The 14803-nt window shown below is 63.2% G+C and carries 14 protein-coding genes; 5 read left to right on the plus strand and 9 right to left on the minus strand.

The window, feature by feature from the left end; genetic code table 11:
• From N800_RS14185 to N800_RS14215, 7 genes are all read right to left on the minus strand, one after another.
• Window positions 1-558 (minus strand): tetratricopeptide repeat protein (locus tag N800_RS14185; RefSeq protein ID WP_198032561.1); only part of this gene is annotated, 558 nt, incomplete at its 3' end.
• Window positions 559-628: 70 nt separating this feature from the next.
• Window positions 629-2164, minus strand: a complete 1536-nt coding sequence (locus N800_RS14190) for a 2Fe-2S iron-sulfur cluster-binding protein (RefSeq protein WP_036140081.1) — start codon at window positions 2162-2164, stop codon at window positions 629-631.
• Window positions 2161-2610, minus strand: a complete 450-nt coding sequence (locus N800_RS14195; RefSeq protein ID WP_036140083.1) for a roadblock/LC7 domain-containing protein — start codon at window positions 2608-2610, stop codon at window positions 2161-2163. Before N800_RS14195 ends, N800_RS14190 begins: the two co-directional genes overlap by 4 nt.
• Window positions 2607-3164 (minus strand): GTP-binding protein, encoded by a 558-nt coding sequence (locus tag N800_RS14200; protein WP_036140085.1) that lies wholly within the window; start codon window positions 3162-3164, stop codon window positions 2607-2609. The genes N800_RS14195 and N800_RS14200 overlap by 4 nt, the downstream gene beginning before the upstream one ends.
• Entirely contained in the window at window positions 3161-3805 is a 645-nt protein-coding gene (locus N800_RS14205; RefSeq protein WP_036140089.1) for a MarR family transcriptional regulator, read from the minus strand. Before N800_RS14205 ends, N800_RS14200 begins: the two co-directional genes overlap by 4 nt.
• A gap of 26 nt (window positions 3806-3831) precedes the next feature.
• Window positions 3832-4239, minus strand: a complete 408-nt coding sequence (locus tag N800_RS14210) for a hypothetical protein (RefSeq protein ID WP_036140090.1) — start codon at window positions 4237-4239, stop codon at window positions 3832-3834.
• The gene (locus N800_RS14215) at window positions 4226-5452 is read right to left on the minus strand and encodes a phosphatase domain-containing putative toxin (RefSeq protein ID WP_084087715.1); all 1227 of its coding nucleotides are present in this window, start codon (window positions 5450-5452) and stop codon (window positions 4226-4228) included. Before N800_RS14215 ends, N800_RS14210 begins: the two co-directional genes overlap by 14 nt.
• Before the next feature lie 206 nt (window positions 5453-5658).
• Here N800_RS14215 and N800_RS14220 point away from each other — a divergent pair, with 206 nt between their 5' ends.
• From N800_RS14220 to N800_RS14235, 4 genes are all read left to right on the plus strand, one after another.
• The gene (locus N800_RS14220; RefSeq protein ID WP_084087717.1) at window positions 5659-6450 is read left to right on the plus strand and encodes a response regulator transcription factor; all 792 of its coding nucleotides are present in this window, start codon (window positions 5659-5661) and stop codon (window positions 6448-6450) included.
• Between the two features lie 238 nt (window positions 6451-6688).
• The gene (locus N800_RS14225) at window positions 6689-10171 is read left to right on the plus strand and encodes a methylmalonyl-CoA mutase family protein (RefSeq protein WP_036140096.1); all 3483 of its coding nucleotides are present in this window, start codon (window positions 6689-6691) and stop codon (window positions 10169-10171) included.
• Window positions 10172-10177: 6 nt separating this feature from the next.
• Window positions 10178-11686, plus strand: a complete 1509-nt coding sequence (locus tag N800_RS15715) for an ATP-binding protein (protein WP_084087719.1) — start codon at window positions 10178-10180, stop codon at window positions 11684-11686.
• Window positions 11679-12521, plus strand: coding sequence for a hypothetical protein (locus N800_RS14235; RefSeq protein WP_036140104.1), 843 nt, complete (start codon window positions 11679-11681; stop codon window positions 12519-12521). Before N800_RS15715 ends, N800_RS14235 begins: the two co-directional genes overlap by 8 nt.
• Before the next feature lie 154 nt (window positions 12522-12675).
• Here N800_RS14235 and N800_RS14240 read toward each other — a convergent pair whose 3' ends face one another.
• Window positions 12676-13455 carry a restriction endonuclease gene (locus N800_RS14240; RefSeq protein WP_036140114.1) on the minus strand — a complete coding sequence of 260 codons (780 nt, stop codon included), beginning with the start codon at window positions 13453-13455 and terminating at the stop codon, window positions 12676-12678.
• 183 nt (window positions 13456-13638) lie between these two features.
• On the opposite strand from N800_RS14240, the gene N800_RS14245 reads away from it, so the two are divergent.
• The gene (locus N800_RS14245) at window positions 13639-14103 is read left to right on the plus strand and encodes a hypothetical protein (protein WP_036140105.1); all 465 of its coding nucleotides are present in this window, start codon (window positions 13639-13641) and stop codon (window positions 14101-14103) included.
• A gap of 471 nt (window positions 14104-14574) precedes the next feature.
• Here the strand turns inward: N800_RS14245 and N800_RS16365 are convergent.
• Window positions 14575-14803 (minus strand): hypothetical protein (locus N800_RS16365; RefSeq protein WP_232227675.1); only part of this gene is annotated, 229 nt, incomplete at its 5' end.

A 14803-nucleotide genomic window follows, 5' to 3' on the forward strand; every position in this document is an offset into this window, starting at 1 on the left:
CTGCCAGGTCGCCAGATCGCCGCCCGGTTCCATCTCGCCATGGCGCACGCGCTCCAGCAGCAGGCTGGCACTGATCGGGTCGCCGGCGCGGGCCGCCTGCTCCAGCAGCGTGCGCGACTGGCGCTGCGCCGCGGGGTTGTCGCTGTCGCGGCCGAAGTACATCGCCAGCGCGCGCATGGCCGCCACGTCGCCGCCCTTGGCCGCCGCCAGCAGGCGTTGGCCCATGCGCAGGAAATCGCGGTCCATGACGATGCCGCCCAGCGCGATGCTGGCCAGTAGCGAGGCCGCACCGGCCGATCCGCCGCGCTCGGCGCGCTCCAGCCATTGCACCGCCGCCACGGGGTTGGCCTCGCAGGCCACGCCGTACAGCTGCATGCGGGCGTGCTCCACCTGCGCGGCGAGGTGGTTGCGCTCGGCGGCCTGGCGGTACAGGTCGAAGACTTCCGCGTCGGCGTCAAATCCCGCCGCCAGCAATCCGCGGGCCAGCTGGAACTGGGCATCGGGTGCGCCATGGGCGGCGTTGTGGCGCAGGGTTTTCAGGTCGGCGGATGGACTCATGCGCTCAGGGTACCGATGGTGGCGCGGGCGCACTATCCCTGTGGACTCTTGATATCAGGAACAAGCCGTTTCAGGCGTCCGCAATCCCGGCGCAGGCCGCGCAGTGCAGGGTGCCCAGCCGGTACTGGTAGCGACTGGGCGCTCCGGCCAGGATTTCCTGATGACAACTGTCGCATACAGCGTCAATCGTCAGGCGCTGCACGCTGAGTGTGTGCAATGGCTGCTCCACGCCGCTCAGGATCATGCCGCGGGGGGCACCTTTGACGATTTCGGCACGGAAGCGCTCGTGCAGCGCCAGCCAGCGGCGGATCAGCTCCGGCGCCAGCCCGGCCTCGCGTAGCACCGTTTCGAACAGGGCCTCGCGGTAGTCGAACAGTTCATCGGAGATCACCATCCAGTGGTGTGCGTTGTACGGATTGAGGCCGAAGTACGCTTTGTTCCCATTGAAGAGATTGGAGAGGAACTCGTACTGCTTCTGGACGGCCCAGTCGCGCGTGACATTGTGGAAGAACGGCGACAGGCGCGGGTCCTCGTACACGCGTGCATAGAACGCCTCCAGCAGGCGGGTCAGCCCCGGGCCCTCCTCAAGGGCCGCCCACAGTTCCGGATCGGCTGGCATGGCGGCCACTTTCTCCGCGTCGCGCGGGTGTGGTTTGTGAGTGAAGTCGAACGGATCGGCCAGCACCCGCTCGCGCGGAATACCCGCGAGCGCCGCCGCCACGCGCGCGTCCTCCACCATCGTCGGCAGTCCGCACAGAAGCAGGACATGTCCGGCAAGGCCGGACCGGTTCTCCAACGCGTGGGCGACGATGCGGCCGTGGGCGATGCCGGGAACCGGTTCGCTACTGACGCAGGGCAGGTAGCGGAAGTTGGGATGACGCTGCGCCATGGCGCGAAGTTCGACGTCTAGGTAAAGGCTCCCGGCGTCGCGTACCCCGTGATGAAACTCGATCGGCGCGGCGTGCCCCCGCGCCAACGCGTCCCGTGCTATGGCGGCAAGCGCTCCGGCACCGGCACCGGTTGCCAGCATCAGCAGGGGGCGCTCGCGCAGGTCATCGCCATAGTGGCACTCGCCGGCCGGGCCACGCAGGTGCATGCGCTCGCCGATGCGCGCCTGTTCGCACAGCCACGTGCTCATCTCGCCCAGGCGGCGAACGTGGATGCGGAAGAAGAAGTCATCCTCGGGCAGGCTCACAATCGAGTACGGGCGCGCCAGTCCGTCCTCGCGGATCAGGTGGACGTGCTGTCCGGCCCGGAAATCGAGCATGTTCAGCGGTGCCAGATCCAGCGCGTAGATGTCCTGCGCCAGTTGCGTGCGCGCCAGCAGCTCGACCGGTTGGGGGCGGTGACTGGGATCGGGAAGTGCCAGCGTAACGTCGCCACGCGGAACCGACACGCAGCACAGTACGTGGTCGTCCCGGGTCAGGGATGCATCCACGTCGCGCAGGGTGTCGACGCTGCCATCCAGCAGGCGGATCTGACAGCAGCCACAGCTGCCTTTTCGGCAGGAATGGTTGATTTCGGCCCCTTGGCGCTGGAGGGCGTCGAGCAGGGTCTCCCCCGGCGCAGCCGTATAGACCGCCCCCTGGTATTGCAGTCGGCTCATGCCACGCCACCAGCTCTGGCAACGCCTCCTGGAAACGCCGCGGCGATCGCCTGCGCGCAGGTCTTGGCGTGTCCCAACACCAGCCCGAGGCGGGCGTCGCGTTCGGCAACCACGGCCAGCAGCAACAGTGAGTTGCTGCGGGCTACGCTGCAGATCACCAGCTTGCCCTCGGCGCCTTCTATCAGGATATGGTCCAGCGGCGCGGCGCCAAGTTCCCGCAAGAACGTCTGGCCCAGCGCTACCGTCGAACTCACCATGGCGGCGATTTTGCCTTCATCCCAGTTGCGGTTGCGGTTGCGGTTGCGCATGAGGAACGGGCGTCCGTCCCGCAGCGCCAGCATGCCCGCGAGAATGCCGTCGCTGGCTACCAGGTGGTCCAGGGCGGACACGCAGAGGCTGCGGTCCGGTTCCAGCATCGTGCCGCCCGTGTTGACGATCATCTTCACGTTGTCGCCCCTTGCGTTTCACGCACGATCGAATGTTCAAGTTGCAAAAACAGTAGTTCGAAGATGCGCACCACATCCTCCCTCCTGCGCGCGTCCACTACGACAACCGGTGCCACGATACGGTGCGAGTACAGCAGTTCCAGGCATTGCCGCCGGATCGCCTGGACATCATCCGTGCAACGGTTGATCGCCACGACACACGGCAGCAGGCGCAACTCGTCGGCGTAGGTGGCCAGTGTCTCCTTCAAGCCGTGGACCATCCCGCCGCTTGCGTCCACAAGCACTGCGGCACCCAACAGTCCATCGCGCACCACGTCGTACATGAAGCGGAAGCGAGCCTGTCCAGGCAGACCATATAGAAGCAGTCTTCCCTGGTCGCCAAGGGATAACTCACCGTAATCCAACGCGACGGTCGTCGTCTCCTTGCGCAGCCTCAGTTCATCGGTGCATTCCACATCCGTACACGCCGGCTCGATGTCGCTTACCGCGGCGATGCAGGTCGTCTTGCCCGCGCCCGGCTCGCCAATGAAAACGATCTTGTGCGTGGCGCTCATCGAGCGAATCCCAGTAGCTGGCCAACCCGCTGAGACAATCCTTGCCAGCGCCCTTTCGTGCGTGTGGCAGGAGGCGCGGCAATGCGCTGGCGCTCGACGAGTCCATGCCGGTCAAGCATGGCAATGCACCGACCCACATCGACTGGCGTCAGGCCGGTGCACTGCGCAATCTCATCCATCGATGCACTCGACCGGCTCAGAGCGGCGAGCACGCGCCGCCAACTGGGCGGCCAACGCTCGAAATCCAGCGGCCAGCCAAGAAGCACATACCTGTCCTCGACGTGCACCGCCGCCGGCGTGCGTGATGTGCGCGCCGACGTGGCCGGGTCGGTGGTGGAAACGAATTCGCTCAGGACCGCCAGCAGTTCCGCCGCCCGCAGTGGCCGGTGAATGGTGCCGGGCGGGTGCGTTCGGGGCCGTAATGCGCACCCCACCACGGGCACGGCGGGCGCCTGCTGCGGCGACCACCCGGCATCAAGATTGACCAGCAGCAGGTCGGCCTCGCCGTGGCTCACCACCTTCCAGGGATGCTTGAGGTACTTCTGCAGCAGCTCGCACAACGAGCGAAGCACTTTCACTTCATCGTCGTTGAAGTTTGGGCACAGGATGCGACGCGGGTGCACTGGGCTGATGGAGGCCATGGTCTTTGTTTCGCTACCCGAAGGGCTCAGTTAGCCGCGGCTTCGCAATGCGTCATTGCCGCGCGCGCACGGACCAGCACCATGCCGATGTTCGCCGCGATACGGCTTACGAACACGCCGGCATGATCGGGGTTGCGCTTGGAGCGCACGTACACATGGATCAGGTTGCTGCTGAACACCACGATCTCGTTGAAGTAGTGATGGTTGCGGCCCGTGATGCCTCGCGACTTGTCGAAAAGCCGCTCAATCTCCACGACGTTCTTGCCCTGGAAGAGATCGCTCGTGGCGGCTGCCACCAGGTCCAGAACCTCGCCGGGATGGGAGTCCACGGTCTTCACGCCAAGCAGCATTCCGCTGACCATGTCGACGTATCCGGTAGCCACGCACTCCGGAATTTCCGACTGGGCGACCGCAAGAGCCTTATCCAACGACATTGAACCTCTCCTCGTAAGTGTTGCCGGGTAAATGCCAACCGCGGATGCGGTCGGCGAATTCATGAATGAAGCGCAGTTGCGCCTCGCTCTGGATTGCCAATGGATGGGTGCGCCGCACCTTGGCAACCGCGACGTCAGCGGCGTCTCCGAACCAGGTCAGGATCAGCGCCAATGCCGTTCCCGTTCGCCCCAGGCCGGCCCGGCAGTGCACCGCGATCCCTTCGTTGTTGCGGATCGGCTGTTCGGCCTGGCGGCACAGATCGACCGCCTGGTTGAAACTGGGCGGCGCCATGTCGGTCACGGGAATGTGGACGTGTGCGATGTCGTACGCGCGTGCCTGTGCGACCGGGTACTCGCAGCGCTCTTCAAGGCAGATCAGCCAACGCACGCCGGCCTCGGCCAGGCTGTCGTACTGCGTATCGGCATCGGTCATCAGCCCGGGGCGGCTCATGCCGCACAACAGGCCGGGGACCACCCACCAGATTCCGTCCTGGGTGAGGGCCCTGTCGCCAGGCAGGTTGCAGTTTCCTGTTGCCACGTACGTCCTTCCTGCGTCGGTCGTGGGCTTGGTGAAGAAGTCGCGGGTGGGTGCGATCTCCTGGATCGTCCCTCCGGCGAGCAGTGCCGTATGCCCACCCAGGGCCAGGCATTCCTGGCGGTTATGCGTGGCCACGATCACCATGCAGCGACCGGCAAGTTCGCGCAGGCGCCTGCATAGGAATTCCGTGTGTTCCCCGGTCAAGCCAGCGCCGGGCTCGTCGACCAGGACCACGGGTGCTTCGAAGTGCAGGGCGGCCAGCACGGCGAGCAGGCGTCGGAGTGAGCGGCTCAGCTCCGCGCAAGGCTGATCGAGTGACAGGATCACGTCGTCCAGACCGTGCGTTTGCAGCCACGCAGGCAGGTCGGTTGGTGGTATCCGCAGCACGTCGGTCAACGCCGCGGCGAGTGTCCCTTCCGCCGGTAGCTGTGAGTGTTGCGAGACGAGCGTCGTGGACGCATTGGGGCTACCGATTTCCTCTCCGTCGAGGAGCGCGGTCCCCATGCGAAGGACATTGCCGGTATCGCGGCACGCCAGTGCGGACAGCAGCGACGACTTGCCCGCACCGCCTGAGCCGACAATGAAAAGCAACCCCGGATTTTCGATCGACAACGATGTGTGCCGAACCACCGGCTTCCCCCGCCGGTGGACGCTGAAATGCTGCAGAACAAGCATCCGTTTCCCCTGTACAACTTACGAATCGCGCCTGCTGCAAGGTGCGGCGGCCGTCAGGCCATGGGTTTTATCGGACACCAAATCGAGGGCGATTGATATCGGGGAATCCCTGATGGTCCGCTCAATCGCATGGCGGAAATTCTCTGTTCGAATCGTCTAGGCTCGGTGGTATGGTCGGCGCCCATGATCAATGACACGCAAGTCACATGAGTTCCAAGTACCGTCATCCGCGCGGCCTAAACCGGGTCGCTGACCAGGATGAGCGAGCGTGTCCACCCGCAACGATGGTGATCGCCACCCGAAGCAGGCTGGTCGAAGCGGGCCTGATGACGTTGCTTCCGGAGGTGCCGCAGGTCAAACACATTGCAAGCGCCAGCGACGGTCCTGGCACGGTTGACCTGCTGCTGCGCCTGAGGCCGGACGTGCTCTTGCTGGACCATGAGCTGGCGTCCGACGTGCACGACTACGCAGCTGCGAACGGAGTGGATTTCACGGAGTACAGTCCCCGTGTGTTGTTGTTGTCGTCCCGGCATCACGTCGGCACGCAGTCCGCCTGCGGCGAGCACTGCGCATGCGGATTCGTGCGCGAACAGTCGCCGCTTCGGCACATACGTTCGGCGATGCGCATCATCGGAGGCTGCGGCGCCTCACGCCTGGGCGATGGCTATTGCAGCAGTTGTCCGCTGCGTCAATCGGTCAGGCTGCCCAAGCTTCCGCTGTCCGATCGCGAGTACCAAATCTTCGATCGCATCGGATGTGGACACGGCAGCCAGCAGATCTCCCGCGAACTCAAGTTGAGCGTCAAGACGGTCGAGACGCATCGCGAGAGCATCAAGCGCAAGATCGGGGTCAGTTCGGCTGCGGCGCTGCGTGAGACGGCGATGGCATGGCGTCGCGGCGACTACTTGCTGAAGCCGGCGCCGGGTGCAAAGGGCCGCCCGCGGCGCGCGGTAGGCGTCGGCCGGCCTGCCGGGCAGACGGAGCGCATCCCGGTCTGACCGGTTGTCGAGGCTCAGGCCCCGGTGGGGTTGTGTGTCGGCTTTGAGACTGGCGACGCTCCGGCCCCGTGCAGCAGTCTGTGGGCCAGCCCCGCCTGTGTCGGCGCCGGGTGGCTTGGCGGTGGCACGCGGCGGGATGCCGTCCCGCGCGGCCCCGTGCGTACGGGCCCGTTCGGGCCGGCCGGAGGCGCCGCGCTACAATGGCGGGAATTCCGTTTGCCGTAGTCGAGTGCGCACCATGAGCACCCCCGCCAGCCAGTTCCCCGAAGCCCACGCCGAGACCAGCCCGCTGCGCTTCGTCACCGCCGCCAGCCTGTTCGACGGCCACGACGCCGCCATCAACATCATGCGGCGCCTGATCCAGGGGCAGGGGGCGGAGGTGATCCACCTGGGCCACAACCGCTCGGTGGAGGACGTGGTGCGCGCCGCGCTGCAGGAAGACGCCGACGGCATCGCCCTGTCCAGCTACCAGGGCGGCCACGTCGAGTACTTCAAGTACATGGTGGACATGCTCAAGGAGCGCGGCGCCGGCCACATCCGCGTGTTCGGCGGCGGTGGCGGCACCATCACCCCGGAGGAGATCCGCGAACTGCAGGCCTACGGCGTGGAGCGCATCTACCACCCCAACGACGGCATGCACATGGGCCTGGTGGCCATGATCGAGGACGTGGTGCGCCGCGCCGGCGATGCCCGCAAGTCCGCGCAGGTGCCGGACAAGAGCGCCGACATCGACGATGAGATCACCATCGGCCGCACCCTCAGCGCGATCGAGGAAGGCCTGCTGGACGAAGCCCAGCTGGCCCACCTGCGCAAGCAGTGGCACCTGGCCGGCGGCCGCACCCCGGTGGTGGGCATCACCGGCACCGGCGGCGCCGGCAAGTCGTCGGTGACCGACGAGCTGCTCAACCGCTTCCTGGCCAGCTTTCCGGAGATGCGCATCGCGGTGATCTCGGTGGACCCCACCCGCCGCCGCACCGGTGGCGCGCTGCTGGGCGACCGCATCCGCATGAACAGCCTGCGCAGCAAGCGCGTGTACATGCGCTCGATGGCCACCCGCCGCCAGCACGTGGCCACCAACGCCGTGCTGAAGGACTGCATCGGCTTCCTCAAGGGCCTGGGCTACGACCTGGTCATCGTCGAGACCGCCGGCATCGGCCAGAGCGACTCGGAGATCGTGGACCTGGTCGATTTCCCCATGTACGTGATGACCAGCGACTTCGGCGCGCCGAGCCAGCTGGAAAAGATCGACATGCTGGATTACGCCGAGCTGGTGGTGCTGAACAAGTTCGACAAGCGCGGCGCCGAGGACGCCCTGCGCGACGTGCGCAAGCAGTGGAAGCGCAACCGCGCCAAGTTCGACATCAAGGACGAGGACATCCCCGTCTACCCGACCATTGCCAGCCAGTTCAACGACCCGGGCGTGAGCTGGATGTTCGCCAACCTGTGCCGCCTGCTGCGCTCCAAGCTGGGCCATGACGCCGGCATCGACACCCCGCGTTGCGACTGGCAGCCGCAGATCAACACCGCGCTGAAGGAACCGCGCGCCACCGTGCTGATCCCCGGCGCACGCGTGCGCTACCTGGCCGAGATTGCCGAGCAGGGCCGCGGCATCAACCGCCAGATCGAGACCCAGGCCGAGGTGGCCGACCGCGCCCAGTCACTGTGGCAGGCCCTGCACGAACTGGGCGACGCCGCACTGCCCAAGGCGCTGGCGCTGTACGCCAGCGACGACCTGCTCAACGGCGGCGCCGCCGTGGGCGAGGGCATCGACCGCAGCCTGCTGACCCTGCGCCAGCGCTACAACGACGCCGTGCAGGACCTGACCAGCGAAGCGCTGAAGCTGCTGCGCGACTGGCCGGCCCGCCTGAAGTCGATCACCGACGAGGTGAACGAGTACCAGGTGCGCGACAAGACCATCCGCGTGGAGAACTACCGCGAGTCGCTGAGCCACCAGCAGATCCCGAAGATCGCCGCGCCCACCTACAAGAGCTGGGGCGAGCTGCTGACCTTCCTGCAGAAGGAAAACCTGCCGGGCTACTACCCCTACACCGGCGGCGTGTACCCGTACCGCCGCACCGGCGAAGACCCCATCCGCATGTTCGCGGGCGAGGGCACGCCGGAGCGCACCAACCGCCGCTTCCACTACCTGAGCGTGGGCCAGCCGGCCGCGCGCCTGTCCACCGCGTTCGACAGCGTCACCCTGTACGGCGAAGACCCCGCCGTGCGCCCGGACATCTTCGGCAAGATCGGCAACAGCGGCGTCAACATCGCCACGCTGGACGACATGAAGAAGCTGTACTCCGGCTTTGACCTGTGCGCGCCCAGCACCTCGGTGTCGATGACCATCAACGGCCCCGCGCCGATCATCCTGGCGATGTTCATGAACACCGCCATCGACCAGCAGGTGGAGAAGTACCTGCGCGCCGACCAGGCCCGCTGGGACGCGGCGCACGACAAGATCCAGGCGATGTTCGAAGGCCGCCACCGCCCCGAATACGCCGGCATGTTGCCCGAGACCAACGACGGCCTGGGCCTGGGCCTGCTGGGCGTGACGGGCGACCAGGTGGTGGAGCCGGAGGTGTACGCCAAGATCAAGGCCGAAACGCTGAACACCGTGCGCGGCACCGTGCAGGCCGACATCCTGAAGGAAGACCAGGCGCAGAACACCTGCATCTTCAGCACCGAGTTCGCCCTGCGCATGATGGGCGACATCCAGCAGTACTTCGTGGACAAGAACGTCCGCAACTTCTACTCGGTCAGCATCAGCGGTTACCACATCGCCGAAGCCGGCGCGAACCCGATCAGCCAGCTGGCCTTCACCCTCAGCAACGGCTTCACCATCGTGGAGTACTACCTGGCGCGCGGGATGAAGATCGACGACTTCGCGCCCAACCTGTCGTTCTTCTTCAGCAACGGCATGGACCCGGAGTACACGGTGATTGGCCGCGTGGCCCGCCGCATCTGGGCCCGCGCCATGCGCGAGCGCTACGGCGCCAGCGCCCGCAGCCAGATGATGAAGTACCACATCCAGACCAGCGGCCGCAGCCTGCACGCGCAGGAGATCCAGTTCAACGACATCCGCACCACGCTGCAGGCCCTGTACGCGCTGTTCGACAACTGCAACAGCCTGCACACCAACGCCTACGACGAGGCCATCACCACGCCGACGGAAGAGAGCGTGCGCCGCGCCGTGGCCATCCAGATGATCATCAACAAGGAGCTGGGGCTTAACTTCTGCGAGAACCCGTGGCAGGGCAGCTTCATCGTGGACAAGCTGACCGACATCGTGGAAGAGGCCGTGTACAAGGAGTTCGAGGCCATCAGCGAGCGCGGCGGCGTGCTGGGCGCCATGGACACCATGTACCAGCGCGGCAAGATCCAGGAAGAGAGCCTGTACTACGAGCACAAGAAGCACGACGGCAGCCTGCCGCTGATCGGCGTGAACACCTTCCTGCCCAAGGACCACGGCGGCGACATCGTCACCGAGATCGAGCTGATCCGGAGCACCGAGGGGGAGAAGGGGCAGCAGATCACGAATGTGCAGGCGTACCAGGCTGCGAGAAATTCTTACAGCGCCGAGGGGCTGCGCGGCCTACAGTCGACGGCGCGGGAGCGCAGGAATGTGTTTGAGAGCCTGATGGAGGCGGTTAAGACGCATAGCCTCGGGCAGATTAGTCATGCGTTATATGACGTTGGTGGGGAATATCGTCGTAACATGTAAGGAAAAATGCCCGCAAATGCGGGCGTTTTTTTACATGGTGCGTTCGGCAAAAAATCGAAGTTCAGCGCAAAGGAGTTAGGGGGAATGGAGTTACTAATAAAGGCCATTAGGGTCAAGGACCTCTTTGGATTCTATAGCTACGATCTTCCTTCGGCAGGGAAATCATTGCCTGATGCGGCGATTTTCTACGGTGACAATGGGCTGGGTAAGAGTACGGTGCTGCGACTCGTATTTCACATGCTCTCACCGGCCGACAACAAAGGGCACCGTTCCGCGCTCCTCGAAGTGCCTTATCGCTATCTTGAAGTGGAGCTCTCCTCCGGCATCGTACTTCGCGCCTCGAGAAGGGCGGAAATTGATGAGAAGGCTCTTGTGCTTGCCATTAGCAAGGGTTCCAAAACGCTTGCAGAGTGGAACTTTTCGTCACCGGGCCATCACGCGTCGGATGTGGATCGAATTCTTAATGAGCTTACGCACGTTTCCAGCGAAAGCTCTAATAAAGGTGGAATTTCGATAAAGAAGACATCCGACGGCAGGTACATATTCGTCGATGAATATCATGGAGCGAGAGGGCGGAAGAATCATCCGCGCGGTGAGGCGGCGTATATGCAGGAGTTACTTCGCCACGTTCCCAACATGTTCCTGCTCAATGCCGAGCGGAGATTGGACAGTGACATCGTCTCTGATCCATCAGATGAAGTGGAGCTTCGCCGCGCACTGCGCTTTGATGAGCCGAAACGCATTAATGACCTTGTCGTCCGCTCTCGGGAAATCGCGCTCTCGCAAGCGCTGAGTGCTGCGGGTAAGTGGATAAGTGCTCAGGCTGTGCAAGGAGCAAACCGCGGGTCCACCAACGTTCACGGTGTGTACGTGAATGTCTTGCGTCACCTGGTAGCGCCGGCGAAGAAGAATCAGGCAGGTACGGATTTGGCGCATCCGGAGATGCTCCTGACATCGCTTACCGAAATCGAGTCGAAGAGCGCGCAACTTGCGAAATATGAGCTAACTGCCGAGCTTTCGACTAGCGACTTCCGCCGCGCGCTTCAAGCCACCGCAAAAACGAAGCGTCAAATTGCGGCAAACTTGTTGAAGCCATATCTAGACAGTCTCCAAGGGCGCCTTGCCGCGTTAGAGCCAGTCTATCGGGTGGTTGATGATTTCGTGACCATTGTGAATGGCTTCTTGTATGACAAGTCGCTTTCTTTTGGATTCAGCTCAGGATTTCAGATCAAGAACAAGCGGGGTGACGAGCTGGGTCCGCGATTGCTTTCGTCTGGCGAGCAGCAACTCTTGCTGCTCTTTTGTTATGCGCTTGTTTCGCGCGACAAGCCGAGCGTTTTCATAATTGATGAACCCGAAATATCCCTTAACGTCAAATGGCAACGGAAACTAGTTCAGTCGCTTCTGGACATTACGAAAGGTAGTCGAATTCAGTTCATTCTTGCATCTCACTCCATGGAGTTGATTGCGCAGCACCGCGGCCGCGTGGTGAAGTTGGAGTCGCGCGATGGTTGAGGATTTAAGGATGAGGATTCATGAGCTGGAGGCCCGATATGAACTTGAGCCTGGACTCAAAGACGTCTTTGTAGAGGGGGCCTTCGACAAGGAGCTTCTCACGGAGGGCTGCTCGACTGGCGTCAACCAAGGGCGTGTCTATTATGAAATTGATGCCGTTGATGTGCCAAATGAGGTGGTAACGGCCCTCGGGCTAACTTTGGGAAACAAGCAGCGTGTAATTGCGTTGGCGAAGGCTCTCGAGGGCTTGGATGAGGAGTGCGAATACCGATGCTTAGTGGATCGGGACCTTGATGGATGGATCGGGGGCATTACGCATGTCGCGCGACTCAAGTGGACTAGGTTTACATCCGTAGAGGCGTACTTCATTCGGAGTGACGTGGTGAAGCGTTATTTGATCACTGTGGCCAAATCGAGAATCGAGGATTGGGGTCGGTTCTACACTTCTTTTGTTCGGGTTCTGCGAGACCTATTCGCAATGCGTTTAGCGGATCGTGATCTCGGCCTAAATTTGACGTGGGTCAAAGTGGATAAATCGCTGAAAATGGCGGGCGGTGTCGTTCGTTTCGATCTCGATGGCTATGTAAAGAAAATACTTCAAGGCAGCGGGGCGGCGCGCCAGTTGGGTGCATTTACATCGGCGATGGAACAGTGGGTCGAGCGCTTGGACGAAGATGATAGGAATTGCGTTCGTGGGCACGACTTCACTTATTTGATGTCTTGGGTGATCGGTTCCTGTGGTGGCATTAAGGGATATGGTTCTGAAGAGGCGTTGTCGCGGCTCTTGGTGATCACCACATCGGAAGCTCCGGAATTGATCGATATTGTTGCCTGACGTTGTGGCGGTATCTCGCTAGAGCTGCCGCAGTGCTTTGGCTTGTCAGTGTGGACGCGCAGCGACGTCGGCGCCCAGTTCACCCGCAGCCGCCACCTGTCGCTGACACTCGAGCCGCTACCGGCCGGCCTGAGGGGAGGGCGTTTCGTGGGCGCTAGCGGGGACGAGTTCCCCGACAACGCGGATAGGTAGTGCAGCCCCAGAATTGTTGACCGGTGCTGCGGTTTCGTTTTTGAAGCATGTCGTTGCCGCAGGTAGGGCAGGGCGGAGGGGCGGCGGAGGCTGCGTGCTTGGGGAGCACAGGCTCAATGCGTGCGGGGCGTCCACCCGTGGCTGGGCTGGTATTCGCTTCCCGCTGCACCGCACGCACCATCTCCAGCAGCCGTTCACCGCGGACCAGCTCAATTGGCTTACCCCGGGCAAAGGCCGCGGCATCGGGCGTGAAGTCGCCAATGCACACGATGTGCACTGCGTCGGCACCGTGGTGATGCGCCAGTCCCCACATCTCGCGCACGGTGGAAGCGCGCACCTGTCGCGTCCGCCATTGCTTGCACTGCACCAGTTCCTTCCGGCCGCCCTTGCTGACAACCAGGTCGATTCCGCCGTCCTTGCCGCCAAGCCCCGTTTCCTCCACGAAATAGCCGCGGCGGCGGAATGCCTCGCCCACCAGCATCTCGAATTCGCGCCAGCTCATCTTGGCGAGTGTGTCGAACCCGGTCTGGGTCTCCAGCAGTTGCTTGCGCTTCTGGCTCCCGACAAATGACACTAGCGCCGCTAGCCAGCAGCCCGCGAGGAACATCCACGCGAGTGGTGCCAATAGGCCCCCGAACTGCCGGACAAACACGAACGCCATGATTCCCAGCGCTACTCCGACGTACCAGGGGAGGGTTGCGAGCTCATCCAACAAACCGGTCTTGCGACGTGCCATTCCGATCTCCCCGTGCTGCCGCTGCAAACCATACCGGCGTTTACCGTGGAATGCCTGCCCCCTGATCTGCGACAATTTCGCCGCTCCGATCGCCTCAGGGCGAACCAAACGCCACACGGACCGCGGCGGAGCATGGACGCGCCGGCAGACGCCGGCCTACTTACACATGGATTAGCAAAGGAGAGTGCTGTGTCGCAGAACCTTGTTTCCCTGAACTACACCGATGAGCAGATCGCCGCGGCGATGGCGGGCCTGCAGCAGATCGAGGCGGCGTTGCCCGGGCTGATTGCGATGGAGGCCGGTGACCGTCGCGGGATGATGCTGTTGGGGCCGGTGTCGCAGCCGTTCGCCCGGCAGACGCTGCGCGTGCTGGACCAGAACCCGCAGATCGTGCCGCCGAGCCTCAACGTGGCCGAGGCCCACGCCGATCTGGCTGCGTTCGACAAGCTCACACCGGTGTTCGAGCGCCTGCAGCGCCTCACTGCGCGCGTGGATGACACGCTCGCCGCGCTCGGCAGCGATGTGATGGACGTGGCGCTGGATGGCTACAGCCAGATCAAGATGTCCGGCGGTGCGCACGGCCTGGAGGAGCTGCGCAAAGAGCTGAGCGGCCGCTTCGCCAAGAACCGCCGCAAGGTAGCGCAGCCGGCCTGATCCGGACGCCAGCGCTGTAGCAGACAGGCCGCCTTCGGGCGGTCTGTTTGTTTTGGGGGGCAGGTGGGGCGGGGAGGGGCGAGGTTGGGGTCGCGGACGCTTCCGGAAGAGTCGATGACCGTTCGGTTAAGGTCAGGGGCCCCTGCGGAGGGGGCAATGACCCTTCAATCGAGGTCGCAGATCCGTCCGGAGATGTGGATGACTCTTCGGTTGAGGTCGTCGGCCTTTCCGGAGAGGTCAATGACCCTTCAGTTGAAGGCCCGGGCCCTACCGGAGCTGTCAATGACTCTGCGGTCGAGATCGCGGACCCATTGGGTGGGTCAACAACCGTTTCCTTGAGGTTGCAGGTCATTCCGGGGGGTATCGGACAGAAGCAATCTGAACAGGCATTCACACGGGCGCTGCTGTTCCGGCGACGCCCCAACTTCTTCCGTGAAGCTTCTTGGCTTTCGAGCAAACACAACCCTGAGATCACGGTTGGATGTCGTCTTTATTGAACTTCATGGGATAAATCACAAGAAAGTGATCTTCCAAGGGTGGGCCAAGGACGGCGTGAAGATATCTATCTGTACATGAGGCGACGGCACCCGCATTGTCTCCATACTCAATCCGTGGCGGCTGGCCGTTCCGGATGTAGATTGCAATAGACGGATTGTTTGCGTAGTTCGTAGAGATGGGTTCTACCCCGAAATCACGGACG

Source organism: Lysobacter daejeonensis GH1-9 (assembly GCF_000768355.1).
GTDB classification, from domain to species: domain Bacteria; phylum Pseudomonadota; class Gammaproteobacteria; order Xanthomonadales; family Xanthomonadaceae; genus Aerolutibacter; species Aerolutibacter daejeonensis.